This window comes from Halorutilus salinus (assembly GCF_026242195.1).
In the GTDB taxonomy this organism is placed as follows: domain Archaea; phylum Halobacteriota; class Halobacteria; order Halobacteriales; family Halorutilaceae; genus Halorutilus; species Halorutilus salinus.
In genome coordinates, this window is record NZ_RKLV01000004.1 from 191,523 (window position 1) to 208,074 (window position 16,552).

Below are 16,552 nucleotides of genomic sequence, written 5' to 3' on the forward strand. Positions count from 1 at the left end.
ACTCAGCCATCTACCCAGTCCTCTCGCCGTTCCTCTCCCAACTTGCTGTCCAAGTAAGACGAGACAGAGTGCAGTTCATAAGCCGCGCGTACCTTCTCCATGTCTCCTACCGTCCAGTACGGCGGCTTGTGACGCACCAGTTCGCGCTCCCTCAGGCGTTTCAGCACCGGATGAACCGAGTTCCTGTCCACATCCGTCGCTCCCGCAATCTCCGACGCCTTGAACGCCTTGTCCTCGTTCTCGGAGAGGAACTTGACGATGACCTCGGCGTTCGTCTCCTCTTCGAGTTCCTCAAACTCGTCGGCGGATATAGGCATACACAGTATGAGTTCCGCGTACCTATGTACCTTTGTACTCTTGTACATACCCGGTCTATACTGACCGTAGCACAGCCTATATGGAGCGCACCGCCGTAGGAAAGCCGCGATGGACGACAGAACGCGCGCGTACGTCCGCGGCAGGTTCGGCGACTACTACCGCGGTACCGTCTCCGCCCCGGAGTTCGGCGACACCGGTGGTGTTGTCGACCCGCGCGCGCCCGACGACCGCGAATGGGCGTACGTCGTCTTCTCCGGCGGTATGGTACGCCACAAGTCGTTGCTCGATCTCGGAAGCCTCGACGGCTGGCTCGCCGACACCAAACCCCAACACGTCTACTACTCGTCGGCGCGTTACGACCGCCCCGAGGCTTCTGCGATGTCCGACAAGGGCTGGAAGGGAGCTGACCTGATCTTCGACCTCGACGCCGACCATCTCCGCGACGCCGAACCCGACGATACGTACGCCGAGATGCTTGCGAAATGCAAGGACGCTCTGCTTAACCTCCTTTCGTTCGTCGAGGGAGATCTCGGCTTCGAGGATACGCTCGTCGTCTTCTCAGGCGGACGCGGCTACCATATACACGTCTACGACGACCGCGTGCAGTCGCTCGGTAGCGACGCGCGGCGCGAGATCGTCGACTACGTCAAGGGCACGGGGTTCCGTGCCGAGCACGCCTTCTCGTCGGAGACCGTCGCGGGTAGCGACCGTAACGAATGGATGCACGGACGTAAGTCCTCCACACAGCTTCAGCGTCTACGCGGCGGCGCGTGGAGCGAACGTATACGTGACTGGCTCGTCGGGTACGCGAACGAGGTAGCTTCGATGGAGGACGACGAAGCCGTCGAGCACCTCCGCGGGTACGACAACGTCGGCGAAAAGAAGGCGGACAAGCTACTTGAGGTCTTCCGTGACAGACGCGAAGAGATAGGGTCGGGCAACCTCGACGTCGCAAGGGGCGCGCGCGGCTTCTGGGAGACGCTCCTCCTCCGCGCCGTCGAAGAGACGAGCGCAGAGACCGACGAACCCGTGACGACCGACACACGCCGTCTTATACGTCTACCGGGTTCGTTACACGGGGGTACGGGTTTCCGTGTCGTACCCCTCGGACGCGGTGAACTCGACGGATTCGACCCGTTACGTGACGCCGTCGTCTTCTCGAACCGCGAACAGACAGTCGTCGCCGACGAAGCCGTCGAGTTCGAGGTCGGAGGAAGAAGATTTAATACCGAGGCGGGCGAGTTTTCCGTCCCGGAGTACGCCGCTATCTTCGGTATGTTACGCGGCGACCTACGGCTACGGTGACCAGTATATGGAGTTAGAAGACCTACGTGCGGCACAAGCCGACGAAAGGCGGTCGGAGAAGCTTCAGGAGCTACCCGACTCTTTCTACGAGGACGCCGCCGACTACATCGAGTCCCTGCGCGAGAAACGCGACGCGTGCGACGACCCTTACTCGGAGGAGGCGCAACGTCTCAACGACGAACTCAACAGCGCGCGTCAGGTCGCGGAGGCGGTCTACGAACGCCGCGTCGGCAAGGTCGTCAAGATGGCTTCGCTTTCAGCCAACGGACATACGGCGACCGAGGAACGTATGACGCGCGAGGAGCGCGATATGTACGAGAGAATAGTCGACGAGATACGTGCGGGGCAGGAGCACGTCGAGGGTCTTCTCGAAGGCGCTCTCAGGGACGACGGCGACGAGGGCGAGACGATCGGCGCGACCGAGGCACGAAACGCCGCCGGATCGGCGCAGGTAACCCAAGAAAGCGCCGACGACGAGTCGGGCGAAGACGGCTACGCGACCGTACGCGTTGTCGAGTCGCTACCCGACTTTGTCGGTACCGACGGACGCGAGTACTCGTTAGGGGAGGAGGACGTCGCACGTATCCCTGAGGAGAACGCGCGCGCGCTCTGTGAGAAGGAGGCGGCGGTTGAGGTGAAGAAGAACGCATGAAGGCGCTCGTCCCCGTACGTTACCCTCTGACGGGTAACAGCCGTCGTACCGTCGAGCGCGCGCTCGAACTCCGAAACGAGGAGGAGGACGACGTCGATCTCGTCTTCCTCCACGTCAACCTGTTTCAGAACGAGCGGAAGGCGACACGTAGAGGACTGAGGCGCGAGATACAGGACGAGTTCGACGTAACCGACGCGTCGTACGCCGTCCGCAAAGGGTTTCTCGTCGAGGAGGCGATACTTGAAGAGGCGGCGAACCGGGAGGCGGAGGTTATCGTCATAGGACGGACGCGTTCGGGTAGGCTGAGACGCGCACTCCGTAGACTGATACGTAACGATCCCGACATAGAGAACTTCCTGCGCGACAACCTCGACGTACGTATAGAGGTCGCCGACTAGCCTTTGGTCTCTTCTTCCCTCGCGTACCCCGCGTTCGCCGACGGTGTCCTCCGATCGCTGACTAACCCTCTGTTTCCTCTTGCCCATCCAACGAAACATCGAGTTCGCCCGTCGTGTCGTCGAAGACGTGATGCCTGTGCGGGTACGGTATACGTATCCCCTCCTGTCTGAACTTCGCCCAGATCTTTTCGTTCACCTTCGACTTCACCATCTGTAGCCTGTACGGTTCGCGCACCCAGTAACGCAGTGCGAGGTTGACGCCATGGTCGCCGAACTCGACGATGAACGGACGCGGTTCGAGAGGGTAGTCACCCTTACCGATACGGACGCTTCCCTGTGTCCCGATGACCTCCGGCGTCTCCTGCGCCGCCTCGACGAGGATCTCACGCGCCTTCACGACGTCGCTCTCATACGTCACAGAGACTTCGAGAGTCTGGCGCGTCCGTACGTCCTCGGCGGAGTAGTTGACGACATCACGTTTACGTATCTCCGAGTTAGGGATTACGAGGAACGTGTTGTCGATGGTGAACACCTTCGTATACCGTATCGTGACCTCCTCGACGAAGCCGACCTTCCCCGTATCGACTATCTCTACCATGTCGCCGACCTCGTACGGCTGGTCGCTTAGGACGAAGACGCCGTTTATTATGTCGCCGACGAGCGGCGCGAGTATTATACCGACGACGGCGGAGAAGACCGTCGCCGTCAGGAGGAGCGAGGTCGGCGAGAAGCCGAACGCTACACGGAAGGCGAGAAGGACGGAGAGGAGTATGATCGAGAGCTTGATCAGACGAAGCAACGTCGACGCGACGCTCTCGCGCCCTATCCAGCTATAGACGGGGCGTCCGGCGTACCTCTTGGCGGCTATCGATACCCTGTACCCGACCACGATTATGAGGAACGCGAGAAGGAAGTTAGGCAGGTTGGCGCTCAGCCAGTCGACGGCTTCGGCGTACGCCGTCTCGGCGTTGTTGACGAGCCAGTCGCGCGCCGCCGAGGCTTGTGACATACCCCGAAAAGGGACAAGCGCGGATTATCCTTTTCGGTGTCCTGCACCAAACTAATGCCTCTTCGATCATAATCGGGCGGTGTGAAGCTCAAGCACGCTGCCTACGCCTGCGCAGCGGCGGTCGCAGTCTACGTAACAGCCATTGCCATATGGTACGCCCTGCCCCTCGGCGCGGTACCGGGATGCCACGACGACCTTGCCTTAGACCACCCGGACGCGGATTACGAGGCTAATCTCAACGAAGGCGTGGTTACGGTGAGGCACGCAAGCGGTCCCAAGCTACACACCGGCAGGTACACGAAGGAGCTGTACGTCGCTGGTTCCGGTACTGCGGTCGAATGGTACCCGAACGGATCGGAGCGCGACCGGGTTTCGGTTCGCGTCCCCGACGGCTACTCGGAGCCGAACATCACCTTCGTCCTTGTCTGGTCAGGATACGAGCCACCGTTACCGCTGTACTGCCCACAGAGGCTCGCCGACCTACTCAGAGGAACGGAGCCGACGGGAACGTCGGGTAACACGACGCACCAGTACTTCCATCTCAACACGACGGGATAGCTGTCAGCTGTCGATCTCGAACCCCACGCCCGTCAGTCCCTCCGAAGCCTCCCAGAGACGCCTTGCAGTCTCCTCGTCGCGCGTCGACTCGTTCGGCTCCTGCACCTCCGGATAGCCGCGCATGTTCATGAAGCCTCCCGGACCGACGTACACGCCGCCTTCTGTTTCCGCGGTCGCGGCGTAAAGTATCGGTAGCGCGCCGCGTTCGGCGCTCTGGGCGACGACTGCGTTCATAGCCTTCATGATACCGAGCTTCAGACGCGAGCCTTCCATCTCAGGTCCCCGGCGCTGGAGGTCGGTGTCGGCGTACCCCGGATGAACACCGATGCTCTTGGCGTCGACATCCGCGTCCTCGAAACGCCGCTGAAGCTCGAACGCGAAAAGCAGGTTTGCGAGCTTGCTCTGCGCGTACGCGCCCCACTGACTGTACTCCTTCTCACCGTGAAGATCGTCGAACCGTATCTCTCCGCGCTCGTGCGCGCCGCTACTCGTCGTCACCACGCGCGCGCCGTCGGTCGAGACGAGTAGGTCGCTGAGACGTGCCGTCAGCGCGAAATGTCCGAGATGGTTGACGCCGAACTGCTGTTCGAAGCCGTCCTCCGTCTCGCGCCGGGGTATCGCCATAACGCCCGCGTTGTTGCACAGGACGTCGAGCGCGTCGTAGTCATCGGTGAATCTGTCGGCGAAACCCTCGACCGACGCGAGCGATGCAAGGTCGAGTTCGCGTACATCGACCGAACCGTCGGGCGCACCGCCGCGTATACCGTCCGCCGCTTCTTCGCCGCGTTCGACGCTCCTACACGCCAACGTGACGTCCGCCCCCTTCTCGGCGAAGACACGCGCCGCGTGGTACCCGATGCCGGTGTTAGCACCCGTGACTACGACCGTCTTTCCTTCCATCGACGGAACGTCGTCGGCTGTCCAAGGCATACGTAACACAGTCCCCGCTCTCCAATATACTTTTGTACGCCACGACGCAATCCTCACCGATGACCGACGACTTTGAGGTCGTGATAGGACTCGAAATACATGTCCAGCTCGACACGGAGACCAAGATGTTCTGTTCGTGCTCCACCGACTACGACGACGCCGAGCCTAATACGCACACCTGCCCCGTCTGTCTCGGTCTGCCCGGTGCGTTACCCGTCGTCAACAAACGCGCCGTCGAGTACGCCGTCCGTGTCGGTAAGGCGCTCGACTGCGAGATACGTGACGAGACGAGGTTCCATAGGAAGAACTACTTCTACCCCGACCTGCCCAAGAACTTCCAGATTTCGCAGTACGACGCACCCATAAACGAGGACGGTAGCCTCGTCGTGAGCGTAGAGGACGAGGATCACGAGATACGTATACGCCGCGCGCATATGGAGGAGGATCCCGGCTCCCTCGTCCACAAGGGTGGCTCCATAGAACGTTCGAACTACACGCTCGTCGACTACAACCGGAGCGGTACGCCGTTACTCGAAACCGTGACCGAACCCGACATACGTTCGCCTGAGGAGGCGCGCGCAGTCGTCGATACGCTCCGCGAGATTCTGGAGTACCTCGATGTCTTCGACGCGTCGCGCGCGGGCGCTCTCCGTGTCGACGCCAACGTCTCTATATCGCAGGACGGCGAAACGGGCAACCGTACGGAGGTCAAGAACATAGGCTCCACGAAGGGCGTTGTCCGCGCACTCCGTTACGAGGTCACGCGTCAGAAGAACCGTCTCAAACGAGGCGGCGACGTTACACAGGAGACGCGCCATTACGACGACGACCGTGGCGTGACCGTCACACTACGAGAGAAGGAGGAGGAGAAGGACTACAGGTACTTCGAGGAGGCGGATATACCCGTCCTGCGCACGACGGAGTTCAAGGACGACGTGGGCGTACCCGAACTCCCGCGCGAGCGCCGCGACCGGTTCCGTGACGAGTACGGCGTCTCCGACGAGGTCGCCGAGAAGCTCACGTCACGTAAGACGGTCGCCGACATGTATGAGGATGTCTCCGAGAGCGTAGACCCCCAACTCGCGGCTACATGGGTCGCCGACGAACTCCTACGTGAGCTAAACTACCGCGACGCCGACGTCGACACCGTCGACGCGCAGGAGTTCGCGGCGCTCGTCTCCCTCGTTTCCGACGACGAACTCACCGACGCAAACGGTGTCGAGGCTCTGCGCGCCGCGCTCGACGAAGACCGCCCCCCTGTCGATATCGTCGACGAACGCGACCTACGCGCCGCGACCGAGGACGAGACCGTAGAGGCGACGCGCGAGGCTATCGAAGAGAACCCCGATGCCGTTGACGACTACCTCGGAGGTGACGACGGGGCTATAAACTTCCTCGTCGGTCAGGTGATGCAGAAGACGGGCGGAAGCGCCGACCCGGCGACCGTAAACGAGGTTCTGCGCGACGAACTCGACGGTCGTAAAAAACAGGAAGGCTGAGCGGGGCGGGGCAAGCCCCGGCTCGAAAGGCGCAGGTGAACGGATGTCGCTGACACAGAGGCGACAGCTAAGTCTTAACGACCACCCCCTCGTCGGATACCTCCCCGGAAGGCGGCTCCACCGCCCCCCGCAGAGCCGATTCGCAGTCGGAGCAGATCTCTCCGTATCCCGCGTCGACCGCGCTGAACCTGTACTCCAGTGTTCTCCGTTTACGTTCGGGCACGGAGCGTCCGCCTCCTACGGCGCTAAGAGCCTCGCGCACGGCGACGAGTCCTCCACAGACCGGACATCTCTCCGGCGTCATGGACGACCCTCGTAGACGTTTCCACAGCAGTTACATCTGCTTGCGCCCGCGTCTTCGTCCCAGACCATAGCGCCTTCGCCGCAGTTTTCGCAGGGCGTGTAGCTCGCTGTTCTGTACGTCGAACCCGGTACTGTCTCGCTCGCGTTTCGTTTTACGCTCATTACAGTATATCAAAAAAGCCACGGGCACTTATACTTTACTGTATGTCCAAGTATCTGTCATATTCTACCATATGCATAGCTCTAATCCCGCTACTGGAGCGTAAAGTAGTAGCAAATAGCCTAATAGCTAAACATAGATAAGATAATACAGGCGTGTTTGACATAGAACCAGACCTAACGACTGTTACCTCCGATCCGTTAACGATGTGTAGGGTTTCTAACTGAGGCATACGTATTTTATATCTCCATGAGATACAACAAGATGTATGACCAAAGACGACACCGCCGGATCCGAACCAAACCTCTTGCCGGAGACCGTAGAAAGGTGGCACAGGAGTCGTTTCGGGTCTTCAGTCTACTCCGAGGAGGTCTACGGCTACTGGATCTTCGCCATCGGCACCTCGCTTGTAATTATAGGCTTTCTAATATTTATACTCAGCTCTGTTCTCGGAAAAGGTGACACGAACCTCTGGGTGGCGCGTCAGACGGCGGCGGTTCTCGCCGCGTCCGGTGCGCCTGCTGTGCTTTACGCAACGGTTCGTGAGCTACCTGTAAGACACGTTCACAGGGGTGCTCTGGCGACCGGTGCGTTTCTGTGTTCCGTCGCTGTCGTGCTGTTTGTCTTCTACTACCCAACCAACTGGAACGCCCTTTCTCGGTCACCCTCTCCGGATAGCTCAGGCTGGGTTTCGGCTGTATACTTCTTAGGAATCATCTTTCTTGTCCTGCCCGCGCTCGTACGCGTCTGGACGGAAGGTTTCCACCGCTCGAACCCCGACAGGCGCGTAAAACAGCTGGTTCATAAGGTGGACAGGTTAGAGAAGAAACTCGAAAGCCAGTCGTCGACGGTGAACGAGATCAGCGAGGAGAACCGGAGGATCCGGTCAACCGTAGACGAAATCGAAAACAGACTCCGGACGGTGTCTGAACAGCACGAAAGATCCATGCGCGAAGACGTCTCCGAACGGTACCGTGGCGAGGACTGACCGTCTCGTTCGTCCGTCTGAACAAGTCGTACACCGGCTTTTGTATAGAAAGGGCTTTTTAGCTCCGTCCACAACCCGAACCAAACAGTGGTTCAGATGCCAGAAGGAACTGTCAAGTTCTATCACGAGGACAAGAAGTACGGATTCATAGAGATGCAGGACGACGACGACGATGTCTTCTTCCATATATCACAGGTGCGCGGCGCGGTAATCGAGGAAGGCGAGAAGGTCAAGTTCCGTGTTGAGGAGGGGGAGGACGGACCGCGCGCCGCGGATGTCGCGCGCCTCTCGTAACGCGCGACCCGTAACGGTCTTTAGACAGCCTTCCGTGTTTCGGGTATGAGTATAACAGAGGGCGTCTATCCCGCGATAGTCACGCCTTTCGGTACAGACGGAGAGGTCGACTACGACGGTCTCGGTAACGTCATCGACCACGTCGAGGAAGCCGGTGTCGACGGGGTCGTACCGTGCGGTTCGACGGGCGAGAGCGCGACGTTGACACACGAGGAGCACAAGAAGGTCGTCGAGTACGTCGTCGAGGAGGCGGGAGCGGATACGCGCGTCGTCGCAGGCACGGGTTCGAACTCGACACACGAGGCTCTCGAACTCACGAAGCACGCGCGCGAAGCGGGTGCTGACGGTGCGCTTCTCATATCGCCGTACTACAACATACCCAACGACTCGGGACTCGTCGAACATTACGAGACGGTTGCGGATGAGGTAGACCTACCTGTCCTGGTCTACAACGTCCCCGGAAGGACGGGGCAGAACGTCCCCGACGACGTTATCGTCGAACTCGCGCGCCATCCGAACATCGTCGGTGTCAAGGAGGCGAGCGGCGATATAAACAAGATAAGCAGGCTGTGCGCACGGACGCGCGACGAGGATTTCGAAGTCGTATCCGGTGATGACTCTATGACACTACCGCTTCTGTCGGTCGGAGGTACGGGGGTTATCAGCGTTACAGCCAACCTGTTCCCGCGGCGTATGTGCGAACTCGTCGGTGCGGCGCGCGACGGCGACTACGAGACGGCGCGGAGTCTGCACGCCGAACTCCTCCCCGTCTTTGATGCGATGTTCGTCGAGTCGAACCCGGTTCCGGTCAAGATAGCCGTCGAGGAACTCGGTCTCTGTTCCTCTGAACCCCGTCTACCCCTCAGCGACGACGTTCCCGAAGAGAGCGTCGACGAGATACTCGGTGCCGTACGGGGGTACGGCGAATGACGCATGTCGCGGTCGTCGGTGCGACGGGACGAACCGGCACGCTCGTCGTAGAGGCGGCGCGCGACGACCGAAGGTTCGAGTACGTCGGCGGTATGGCGAGCGAACCGGACGAGGATGTCGTCGGACCCGACGGCGCGCGCGACCTTTTCGAGACGGCGGAGGTTGCCGTCGACTTCTCGACGCCCGAAGCGACGCGCCTCTCTGCCGAGACGGCGCGCGAGACGGGTACGCCTCTCGTGACGGGAACGACGGCGCTCGACGACGGTGCAGAGGACGCGCTCGGCGAGGCAACGCACCACGTCGCCGTCGTACGCGCGAGTAACTTCGCGCGCGGCGTCAACGTCTTCTGGGAGGTCGTCGAACGCGCCGCCGAACTTCTCCCAGACGCCGACTTTGAGGTGACGGAGACGCACCACCGCGGGAAACGTGACGCGCCGTCGGGCACGGCGCTCACGACCGTCGAACGTATAGAGGACGCCGTCGGCGAGCGCGAACACGTACATGGAAGAAAGGGCGAAGCGCCGCGCGGTGACGAGATAGGCGTTCACGCGCGTAGGGCGGGCGACGTCGTCGGAGAACACGAGGTGCTTGTCGCGGAGGGCGACGAGTCGCTGACGCTCACACACCGCGCGAGCGACAGAAAGGCGTTCGCCGAGGGCGCGCTTGACGCCGCAAGGTTCGCGATCGACGCCGAACCGGGGACGTACGGCATGGACGATGTGCTCGATCTATAACGTCTCGCCTTCGTAGACGAGCTCGGCGTCACCGCGCAGATACGCGACGCCGTCGTCGAAACCCACGACGAGTTCGCCGCCGCGCGTCTCAACTTTCACCTCGTCGCCCGCGCCGTGTAGACGCCGTGCGACCGCCGCGACACCGACCGCCCCTGTACCGCACGCCAACGTCTCGCCCTCGACGCCGCGCTCGAACGTCCTTACTGTGTATCCGTCGTCAGCCTCCTCTGCGAAGTTGACGTTCGCGCCGTCGGGAAAGACGTCGGCGTGGCGCAGACGCGGTGCCTCGTCCTCGACGTTCACCGTACCGACGTTATCGGCGAAGATGACGGCGTGCGGCACCCCCGTGTTCACCGCAGTGACCGTACGTCCGGCGACTTCTTCCTCGATCACCTCACTGTGTGCGGGAACGTCCTCCGCATCGAACGACGGCACGCCCATCTCGACGCGTGCGGTTTCGTCGTCGGCGTTCCAGACCACCTCACGTCTTCCTGCGCCCGTCTCGACGTCGAAAGCCTCCCCGTCCTCGAAGTAGCCGCGTTCGACGCAGAAACGCGCGATGCAACGTAACGCGTTGCCGCACATCTCGACGGTGTCGCCGTCGGGCTGGTAGAGACGCATACGCGCGTCGGCGTCGTCGCCTTCTGACACGAATACGACGCCGTCGCCTCCCACACCGCGCCGCCTGTCGCAGTAACGTTCGGCGAAGGACGCCTTCTCGTCCTCGTCGACACGGTTGGCGTTCCATTCGTCGACTATCACGAAGTCGTTGCCGTTTCCGTGCGCCTTGGTGAACGCGGTCATGCTCTCGCCCCTGTCCGTCTCATGTCGTCGGGTTTACACCGAGTACCTTACGCATTACCTGACCGAAGCCGAACGAACAGAGTATGTACCAGAACAGCCAGCCTTCAAGGAACGCAGGGAAGTCGAAGACGGACTCGCTGAACTCGATGCTCCCGCGGAACGGCATGACTATAGTAGGCATCGCCTCGCCCGCGAGATGTGGCTCGCCGCCGAAACGCGTCGAGAAAGTCCAGAAGAGCCAGAGGAATATAGGTATGGTGAAGACGAGTATCCATACCGAAGGACGGAACTGCATCTTGAACATCTTCATCTGCTCCGACATGACGCCCATCTGCTCCTCACGTAGCTCCTCCTCGCGCTCGTCATCGTCGCTCATCTGCGCCTCCTTTAGCTGTGACTGTATATCCTTCACCTTCTCCTGCTGTGCGCTCACCCAGTCCCAGTCCATGAGGTATAGCTGTAGGTAGCTCGAATAGACGCCCGTCAGGACTGCGAAGATGAGTATTACGAGGTAGTAGGGTACGCCCAGACCGTCGTGGATCGGCGACACGGCGGTTCCTATGATACCGCCTATGGCTTCCTGTATATCCGCGTTCCTGTAACCGAAAATTATGAGGAAGAGACCGACGAGAGCCGCCCCTTTGTCGTATATCGACCAGCTCGTGTCTATATCCTCGACCTCAACGTCCGTTTCGGCTATCGACGAGACCTCCGACTCTCCCGACAGACCGAGCAGGTCGCGCAGGTCGTCCTCGTCCTTAGCCACGAAGCCGTCGTCCGTGTCCGAGTCGACGAGGACGCCCTTCTCGATGAGACGACCCCACTGACCGCTCGAAGCGTCGTCGCTCAGGTCGCTCCATTCAACGACGCCTTCCTCGTCCTGTACCTCAAGGACGCGTTTGAGAACGCCCTCCATCTCGGCGTCCTCCTCGATAAGCGTCTCCGCCTTCCTCCTCGTCTTGGTCATCGTCGTGGATTACCGGTCTCTCCTCAAAGGGCTTTCGTTACCCGTCGTCTACGCGAGCGCGTCGACGAGTTCCCCAGCCGCCTCCTTGACGCCGCCGTCGGGGTTCTCGACTATCTTAACCGTCGCACCCGTGAGAGTCGCGTAGCTCATCGCGGCGTTACGGTTCATATCCTGATGCGTCGCAAGCTCCTCAGTGTTCTCCATATCCCGCGTCCGTGTCTCGTCGTCGAGTCTACGGAAAAGGATCTCGTCGGGCGTAGCTTCGACGAGTACCACGGTGTCGGGCTGGAGCGCGTCGAGCACCCATTCGGGAAGACCCGGCAGGTAGCCCTCAGGCGTCTTTATCGTACAGTGGGTGTCGACCATGATGTTCGTATCCTCGGCGCGTTCGGCGATACGTTCGCCAGCCTTCTCCTGTACGCGTTTCTGCTCGTCGCTCGGTAGCTTACGCATCTCGTCGCGCTCCTCCACAAGCCCTTCGTCGCGGGCGGTTTCGAGCATCTCAGTACCGAAGGAGACGACCTCATACCCCGCACCTCTCTCTTCGAGAGCCTCGTTCGCCTTCTCCGCCACCGTCGTGGCTCCGACGCCCGGAACGCCTGTCAGTACCGCTACTGTCATAGATGTAGGCTTGCGGCGGTCCGTTAAATATCAATCCATACGCCGCTTCGTACCGACGTGTCGTTGGCTTTATGCGGTTCCGGAAGTAATATACGCCGGTTTTAACGCCGTATGGTGAAGAAAGATGTCAGATGAAAAGGAAAAGGAGGAGAAAGCCGAGGAACTACGCGACCTGTTCGTCGACGTTACCGACGAGTCGACGGTGACAGAGGAGCGCCAAGAGGAACGCGGAACACTCCCCGACAAGGAGGAGGTTGACGAGGAGATACGCGAGACGGTCGACGAGATGCGTGACGAGTACGGCTTCGAGACATCGCTCGACGACGACCAGACCGTCCGTGTCGTACGTCTCTACCACGAAGGGGCGTCCGACACCGAGATCGCGCGGAAGCTCGGCGACGACAGCCTCGACAAGACCGTAAAACGCGCACGTATAGGTCTCCATCTGTTCCGTGACCCCGACTTCGACGCACCGTTCGGTATCGACCGTCTACGTGAACTCGTCGACGAAGGCGTGACGAACGCCGAGGCGGCGGAGGAACTCGGCGTTAGCGCGTCGACAGTCCGTGCGTACAGACAAGCCGTCGAGGCAAAACGCGAATCCGAAGATGTCGACGGCGAGTACGCCGAGAGGCTTGAGGCGGTACTCGAAGACCGCGAGATAACGGAGACTTTCACGCCCGACGCAAAACGCGACGGTCTCGAAGGCGCGACCGAGGACGCAGAGGTCGACGTCGATCTATGAGACGTGTCACGGTCGAGGAGGCGGTGGAACTCGTCGACCACGGAGGCGTCGTCGTCTACCCGACGGAGACGGTCTACGGCGTCGGTGGTGACGCGTTCAACGAGGACGCGGTTAGACGCGTCTACGAGGTCAAGGGAAGACCGCGCGAACGTCCCGTCAGCGTCGCCGTCGCGGATACCGACGATATCGAAAAGGTCGCGCGCCTCGACGACGGAGCACGGCGTTTGGTCGACGAACTCCTTCCCGGACCCGTCACGCCCCTCGTGCCCGTACGTAACCGTGTACCTGAGGTCGTCACAGCGGGCGGAAAGCTCGTCGGTGTACGTGTCCCCGACGACGGTACGGCGCGCCGTCTCCTACGCCGGACGGGTCCTCTCACGAGCACGAGCGCGAACGTCAGCGGCGAACCGTCGGTGACAAGTCCACAGGAACTCGGCGTCTTCGGTGACCGTGTCGACGGGGTTATCGACGACGGATCGCGCGACGCGACCGGTGGCGTCGGAAGCACCGTCGTAGACACGACGACGTGGGAGGTCGTCCGTGAGGGCGCAGGTGCGGAACGCGTACGCGGCTACATCAGCCGAAACGGTCTCTGAGACGCGTCAGGAGCGAACGCGTCTCTACGCCGCACTCCTCGGTGAAGTCACACGGTTCGCACTTCGATCTGTCGTCGGTACGCGCCGGAGGTACGCCGTCCTCTATATCTTCGAGCGTCTCTAACGCCCTTCCGAGGGCGCGTTCGTCGTCCCTGCCGATCTCTACCTCGCGTAGAGCGCCGACGCGCGGGTACTCGACGACGACGCGCTCCACCTCACCGACGGTAGAGGCGAGACGGTTTACCGCCGTCGCCTCAACGCGTTCCGACGACCAGACGCCGCGCGCGGGCGGTTCGCCCGTCTTGACCAACGAGACCGTGACGCCTTCCTCACCGAAAGACAGCTTGTCGACCGTGCCGCGTAACCGCTCGCCTTCGACGTACCTCTCCTCCCTGTCGGGTCGCGCGACGGCGTTCCAGACCGACGGTCTTCCGTCACGTACCTCGCGGAGCGCGTCACTGACGTCGGTTAGGTCGAGAGACACGTCGACGCCCGCTGTTTCACGCGCACGTCGCACCGCGTCGTCGGGCGACCCCACGACGGTCGGGTACAGGTACGCAACCTCACGTAGTAGGCGTGTCTCCGGCGAAGGAATGTGGCACGCCTCGCGCCGTGACTCGTAGTACGCCTGTCTGCCGCAGTAGACGGCGTTCCGAACGCGTGAGATATGGAACACGGACGAATGTCGTGCCCGCGCCACAAACGGTTTACGCCCACACGGCGCGGTCGCTCTCGCTCCCGCAACCCCGACGAACCGTACGAAGAGGTACCGACAGGCTTATTTTAGGGTCGCGGCAACAAGACAACGCGCGGCAGTGGTGTAGTGGTATCACATGGCCTTGCCAAGGCCATAACCCGGGTTCGAGTCCCGGCTGCCGCAAGACCCCGTCTTACGTGCCCGCAAATCTCGGATTTGCGAATGCCGCATGAGGAACGTAGTGACGAATGCGCAACGGGACTTGAGCAGAGAGTGACCTAAGGGAACGACCGTGTTCGAGTCCCGGCTGTTGCAAGACCCTGTCTTGCATACACGTAAATCTCCGATTTACGAATGCCGCAAGACCCCGTCTTGAGTGCCCTGCGAACCAGGGAACCTACGAACAGTGTTAAGTCTTTCCTTCCCAAACCTACACTCTTGCAAACAAAATCTTATATATCTACGGCTTGTGTCTCCACCGTGAAACGTCCGAAAACGTGGGGGGAGCACGTTTGACGCGGAGTACGGTTATGATAGTCGACGACGACCCCGGGGTTCTTGACACGTACTCGGCTTGGCTATCCGGTACGTACGACCTACTGACGGCGTCGGACGGCGAGGAGGCGCTCGACACGATGCACAAAGACGTGTCGGTCATTCTTCTTGACAGAAGGATGCCGGGTATATCCGGAATGGAGGTACTCGACGAGATACGCGACAGCGGCTACGATCCGCGCGTTGCGGTGGTGACCGCCGTCGAGCCTGAGTTCGAGGTCATCGGTATGGGGTTCGACGCCTACCTCGTAAAGCCCGTCACCAAGGACGAACTCACCGAGACGGTTGAAAAGCTACTCAAGAGGGTCGAGTACGGCGAGAAGCTCATCGAGTACCACTCGCTCGTCTCCAAGAAGGTACTTTTCGAAGGGAAGAAGACCGACGAGGAGCTGGCTAACAGCGACGAGTACGCACGCCTAAACGAACGCCTCGAACAGGTCGAGTCACGTGTCGACGAGATTTCGCGCGAGATGTCCGCCGACGGCTTCAAGTCCGTCGTCCGCGACATCTAGGAACGCGAGTAGAAAAGACCGTGTACCCAGACGCCTTTCTCCAGCATCCTGTACTGCTGGTATGACGCGCTCAGATGCTTCATCTGTCTCTCCGAACGGATGCCGAGTATACGTAGGAGCTTTGCGACGGGGTACGTGACGAGCGTCAGAAGGTACATACGCCGCGCCGACGGATAGACGCTTTCGTACTTGTCCTCGAACTCGGTATCTTGGAACCCCTCCTCGGCGAGCGCGTCGCGGAACTCGTCGACGGTCGACAGCGAAGGTGCCGCCATGCCTTCGAGCATCGCGTCGACGCCTTCGTTCTCGTCGTCGGTCATCTCGTCGCGCCCTTTTCCGAGGAAGCCGTCGGCGACCACGAGCACACCGTCGTCCTTGAGGACGCGTTTCGCCTCACGTAGGAATGAGTTCTCGTCGTCGGTGTGGCAGACGCTTTCGACAGCCCAGACGACATCGAAACTGTCGTCATCAAAAGGTACGTCGGTGTAGTCGGCGACGTGGAACGAAACGTCCTCGACGCCGCGTTCCTCCGCGCCGAGACGCGCCTTCTCCACCTGCATCTCGTTTATGTTCACGCCGTCGACGCGCGCGCCGCGCTCCTGCGCCAACCAGACGGCGCTACCCCCAACGCCGCATCCCGCGTCGAGCACACGATCGCCTTCTGACACACCCGCGCGGTCTGCGACTACACGCGTCAGGTTGATAACGGCGTCCTCTAAGCTCTCGTGCTCGTCGTCGTGGTAGCCGTAATGCATCGAGAGATGGTCGTTGGTACCCCACATCATCGAGTAGTCGACTTGACACTCGTCGTAGTAGTCGTTGACCGTCTCCTGTACCTCTGAGGATGTCATTACACGGGGTAGGTTCCTCGGAAAGTAGACGGTTTCGGTACCACCACGCGGCGGTGTTCAGATAAGGAATGAATGAAGAATGAGGCGTGGCGTTTTCTGAGTGCCTATGACAAAAAACGCACGCCT

The 16,552-nt window shown here is 60.8% G+C and carries 22 protein-coding genes and 1 tRNA gene; 13 read left to right on the forward strand and 10 right to left on the reverse strand.

All coding sequences use genetic code 11. The annotated features are described in order from the left end of the window. Positions 1-2: 2 nt before the first annotated feature. Positions 3-365: a helix-turn-helix domain-containing protein gene (locus tag EGH25_RS05625; protein ID WP_266086663.1), complete on the reverse strand. Its 363-nt coding sequence runs from the start codon at positions 363-365 to the stop codon at positions 3-5. A gap of 61 nt (positions 366-426) precedes the next feature. On the opposite strand from EGH25_RS05625, the gene priS reads away from it, so the two are divergent. The 3 genes from priS to EGH25_RS05640 are packed head-to-tail and all read left to right on the forward strand — an operon-like array spanning position 427 to position 2,673. Further along, positions 427-1,623: a DNA primase catalytic subunit PriS gene (gene priS / locus EGH25_RS05630; RefSeq protein ID WP_266086664.1), complete on the forward strand. Its 1,197-nt coding sequence runs from the start codon at positions 427-429 to the stop codon at positions 1,621-1,623. Positions 1,624-1,630: 7 nt separating this feature from the next. Then, positions 1,631-2,275 carry a DNA replication complex subunit Gins51 gene (locus tag EGH25_RS05635; RefSeq protein WP_266086665.1) on the forward strand — a complete coding sequence of 215 codons (645 nt, stop codon included), beginning with the start codon at positions 1,631-1,633 and terminating at the stop codon, positions 2,273-2,275. Beyond that, positions 2,272-2,673, forward strand: coding sequence for a universal stress protein (locus EGH25_RS05640; RefSeq protein ID WP_266086666.1), 402 nt, complete (start codon positions 2,272-2,274; stop codon positions 2,671-2,673). The genes EGH25_RS05635 and EGH25_RS05640 overlap by 4 nt, the downstream gene beginning before the upstream one ends. A gap of 61 nt (positions 2,674-2,734) precedes the next feature. On the opposite strand, the gene EGH25_RS05645 is transcribed toward EGH25_RS05640, so the two are convergent. Beyond that, positions 2,735-3,682 carry a mechanosensitive ion channel family protein gene (locus tag EGH25_RS05645; protein WP_266086667.1) on the reverse strand — a complete coding sequence of 316 codons (948 nt, stop codon included), beginning with the start codon at positions 3,680-3,682 and terminating at the stop codon, positions 2,735-2,737. Positions 3,683-3,763: 81 nt separating this feature from the next. Here EGH25_RS05645 and EGH25_RS05650 point away from each other — a divergent pair, with 81 nt between their 5' ends. Further along, positions 3,764-4,240, forward strand: a complete 477-nt coding sequence (locus EGH25_RS05650) for a hypothetical protein (RefSeq protein ID WP_266086668.1) — start codon at positions 3,764-3,766, stop codon at positions 4,238-4,240. A gap of 3 nt (positions 4,241-4,243) precedes the next feature. On the opposite strand, the gene EGH25_RS05655 is transcribed toward EGH25_RS05650, so the two are convergent. Continuing rightward, on the reverse strand, positions 4,244-5,170 hold the full coding sequence (locus EGH25_RS05655; RefSeq protein ID WP_266086669.1) for an oxidoreductase: 927 nt from the start codon (positions 5,168-5,170) through the stop codon (positions 4,244-4,246). A gap of 59 nt (positions 5,171-5,229) precedes the next feature. On the opposite strand from EGH25_RS05655, the gene gatB reads away from it, so the two are divergent. Beyond that, positions 5,230-6,669: an Asp-tRNA(Asn)/Glu-tRNA(Gln) amidotransferase subunit GatB gene (gene gatB, locus EGH25_RS05660; protein WP_266086670.1), complete on the forward strand. Its 1,440-nt coding sequence runs from the start codon at positions 5,230-5,232 to the stop codon at positions 6,667-6,669. Between the two features lie 67 nt (positions 6,670-6,736). Here gatB and EGH25_RS05665 read toward each other — a convergent pair whose 3' ends face one another. Continuing rightward, positions 6,737-6,973, reverse strand: coding sequence for a hypothetical protein (locus EGH25_RS05665; protein WP_266086671.1), 237 nt, complete (start codon positions 6,971-6,973; stop codon positions 6,737-6,739). Next, a complete protein-coding gene (locus EGH25_RS05670) occupies positions 6,970-7,134 on the reverse strand; it encodes a hypothetical protein (protein WP_266086672.1) in 165 nt (54 codons plus the stop codon). Before EGH25_RS05670 ends, EGH25_RS05665 begins: the two co-directional genes overlap by 4 nt. Before the next feature lie 266 nt (positions 7,135-7,400). Between EGH25_RS05670 and EGH25_RS05675 the strand changes: the two genes are divergently transcribed. The 4 genes from EGH25_RS05675 to dapB all read left to right on the forward strand — a co-directional run bounded on the left by EGH25_RS05675 (position 7,401) and on the right by dapB (position 10,078). After that, positions 7,401-8,120 (forward strand): cell division protein CdpA domain-containing protein, encoded by a 720-nt coding sequence (locus EGH25_RS05675; protein WP_266086673.1) that lies wholly within the window; start codon positions 7,401-7,403, stop codon positions 8,118-8,120. A gap of 96 nt (positions 8,121-8,216) precedes the next feature. After that, positions 8,217-8,414: a cold-shock protein gene (locus EGH25_RS05680; protein WP_266086674.1), complete on the forward strand. Its 198-nt coding sequence runs from the start codon at positions 8,217-8,219 to the stop codon at positions 8,412-8,414. A 45-nt stretch (positions 8,415-8,459) separates the two neighbouring features. Beyond that, positions 8,460-9,344 carry a 4-hydroxy-tetrahydrodipicolinate synthase gene (dapA, locus tag EGH25_RS05685; protein ID WP_266086675.1) on the forward strand — a complete coding sequence of 295 codons (885 nt, stop codon included), beginning with the start codon at positions 8,460-8,462 and terminating at the stop codon, positions 9,342-9,344. Then, positions 9,341-10,078 (forward strand): 4-hydroxy-tetrahydrodipicolinate reductase, encoded by a 738-nt coding sequence (gene dapB / locus EGH25_RS05690; RefSeq protein ID WP_266086676.1) that lies wholly within the window; start codon positions 9,341-9,343, stop codon positions 10,076-10,078. Before dapA ends, dapB begins: the two co-directional genes overlap by 4 nt. On the opposite strand, the gene dapF is transcribed toward dapB, so the two are convergent. Genes dapF through EGH25_RS05705 form a run of 3 tightly spaced genes read right to left on the reverse strand, consistent with a single transcriptional unit; the run spans position 10,073 to position 12,470 of the window. Further along, positions 10,073-10,882: a diaminopimelate epimerase gene (gene dapF / locus EGH25_RS05695; RefSeq protein WP_266086677.1), complete on the reverse strand. Its 810-nt coding sequence runs from the start codon at positions 10,880-10,882 to the stop codon at positions 10,073-10,075. The genes dapB and dapF overlap by 6 nt on opposite strands. A gap of 19 nt (positions 10,883-10,901) precedes the next feature. Next, positions 10,902-11,849 carry a DUF106 domain-containing protein gene (locus EGH25_RS05700; protein ID WP_266086678.1) on the reverse strand — a complete coding sequence of 316 codons (948 nt, stop codon included), beginning with the start codon at positions 11,847-11,849 and terminating at the stop codon, positions 10,902-10,904. A 48-nt stretch (positions 11,850-11,897) separates the two neighbouring features. Continuing rightward, positions 11,898-12,470 (reverse strand): adenylate kinase, encoded by a 573-nt coding sequence (locus EGH25_RS05705; RefSeq protein ID WP_266086679.1) that lies wholly within the window; start codon positions 12,468-12,470, stop codon positions 11,898-11,900. A gap of 124 nt (positions 12,471-12,594) precedes the next feature. Here EGH25_RS05705 and EGH25_RS05710 point away from each other — a divergent pair, with 124 nt between their 5' ends. Further along, a complete protein-coding gene (locus EGH25_RS05710) occupies positions 12,595-13,215 on the forward strand; it encodes a helix-turn-helix domain-containing protein (RefSeq protein WP_266086680.1) in 621 nt (206 codons plus the stop codon). Continuing rightward, entirely contained in the window at positions 13,212-13,811 is a 600-nt protein-coding gene (locus EGH25_RS05715; RefSeq protein WP_266086681.1) for an L-threonylcarbamoyladenylate synthase, read from the forward strand. The genes EGH25_RS05710 and EGH25_RS05715 overlap by 4 nt, the downstream gene beginning before the upstream one ends. Here the strand turns inward: EGH25_RS05715 and EGH25_RS05720 are convergent. Next, positions 13,792-14,487: a Dna2/Cas4 domain-containing protein gene (locus tag EGH25_RS05720; RefSeq protein ID WP_266086682.1), complete on the reverse strand. Its 696-nt coding sequence runs from the start codon at positions 14,485-14,487 to the stop codon at positions 13,792-13,794. The genes EGH25_RS05715 and EGH25_RS05720 overlap by 20 nt on opposite strands. A gap of 133 nt (positions 14,488-14,620) precedes the next feature. On the opposite strand from EGH25_RS05720, the gene EGH25_RS05725 reads away from it, so the two are divergent. Both EGH25_RS05725 and EGH25_RS05730 read left to right on the forward strand, forming a co-directional pair. After that, positions 14,621-14,691: transfer RNA gene (locus EGH25_RS05725), tRNA-Gly, on the forward strand. Positions 14,692-15,038: 347 nt separating this feature from the next. Then, positions 15,039-15,575, forward strand: coding sequence for a response regulator (locus EGH25_RS05730; protein WP_266086683.1), 537 nt, complete (start codon positions 15,039-15,041; stop codon positions 15,573-15,575). On the opposite strand, the gene EGH25_RS05735 is transcribed toward EGH25_RS05730, so the two are convergent. Then, entirely contained in the window at positions 15,572-16,426 is an 855-nt protein-coding gene (locus EGH25_RS05735; protein ID WP_266086684.1) for an SAM-dependent methyltransferase, read from the reverse strand. The two genes, EGH25_RS05730 and EGH25_RS05735, sit on opposite strands and share 4 nt — an antisense overlap. Positions 16,427-16,552: the final 126 nt, after the last annotated feature.

Bases quoted from the DNA above. Each gene is read 5' to 3' on its own strand.
- EGH25_RS05730 (WP_266086683.1), top strand. From the start codon at position 15,039: ATGATAGTCGACGACGACCCCGGGGTTCTTGACACGTACTCGGCTTGG.
- EGH25_RS05680 (WP_266086674.1), top strand. From the start codon at position 8,217: ATGCCAGAAGGAACTGTCAAGTTCTATCACGAGGACAAGAAGTACGGA.
- dapA (WP_266086675.1), top strand. From the start codon at position 8,460: ATGAGTATAACAGAGGGCGTCTATCCCGCGATAGTCACGCCTTTCGGT.
- EGH25_RS05640 (WP_266086666.1), top strand. From the start codon at position 2,272: ATGAAGGCGCTCGTCCCCGTACGTTACCCTCTGACGGGTAACAGCCGT.
- EGH25_RS05700 (WP_266086678.1), bottom strand. From the start codon at position 11,849: ATGACCAAGACGAGGAGGAAGGCGGAGACGCTTATCGAGGAGGACGCC.
- EGH25_RS05735 (WP_266086684.1), bottom strand. From the start codon at position 16,426: ATGACATCCTCAGAGGTACAGGAGACGGTCAACGACTACTACGACGAG.
- dapB (WP_266086676.1), top strand. From the start codon at position 9,341: ATGACGCATGTCGCGGTCGTCGGTGCGACGGGACGAACCGGCACGCTC.
- EGH25_RS05675 (WP_266086673.1), top strand. From the start codon at position 7,401: ATGACCAAAGACGACACCGCCGGATCCGAACCAAACCTCTTGCCGGAG.
- EGH25_RS05710 (WP_266086680.1), top strand. From the start codon at position 12,595: ATGTCAGATGAAAAGGAAAAGGAGGAGAAAGCCGAGGAACTACGCGAC.
- gatB (WP_266086670.1), top strand. From the start codon at position 5,230: ATGACCGACGACTTTGAGGTCGTGATAGGACTCGAAATACATGTCCAG.
- EGH25_RS05715 (WP_266086681.1), top strand. From the start codon at position 13,212: ATGAGACGTGTCACGGTCGAGGAGGCGGTGGAACTCGTCGACCACGGA.
- EGH25_RS05665 (WP_266086671.1), bottom strand. From the start codon at position 6,973: ATGACGCCGGAGAGATGTCCGGTCTGTGGAGGACTCGTCGCCGTGCGC.
- priS (WP_266086664.1), top strand. From the start codon at position 427: ATGGACGACAGAACGCGCGCGTACGTCCGCGGCAGGTTCGGCGACTAC.
- dapF (WP_266086677.1), bottom strand. From the start codon at position 10,882: ATGACCGCGTTCACCAAGGCGCACGGAAACGGCAACGACTTCGTGATA.
- EGH25_RS05670 (WP_266086672.1), bottom strand. From the start codon at position 7,134: ATGAGCGTAAAACGAAACGCGAGCGAGACAGTACCGGGTTCGACGTAC.
- EGH25_RS05635 (WP_266086665.1), top strand. From the start codon at position 1,631: ATGGAGTTAGAAGACCTACGTGCGGCACAAGCCGACGAAAGGCGGTCG.
- EGH25_RS05645 (WP_266086667.1), bottom strand. From the start codon at position 3,682: ATGTCACAAGCCTCGGCGGCGCGCGACTGGCTCGTCAACAACGCCGAG.
- EGH25_RS05705 (WP_266086679.1), bottom strand. From the start codon at position 12,470: ATGACAGTAGCGGTACTGACAGGCGTTCCGGGCGTCGGAGCCACGACG.
- EGH25_RS05625 (WP_266086663.1), bottom strand. From the start codon at position 365: ATGTACAAGAGTACAAAGGTACATAGGTACGCGGAACTCATACTGTGT.
- EGH25_RS05655 (WP_266086669.1), bottom strand. From the start codon at position 5,170: ATGCCTTGGACAGCCGACGACGTTCCGTCGATGGAAGGAAAGACGGTC.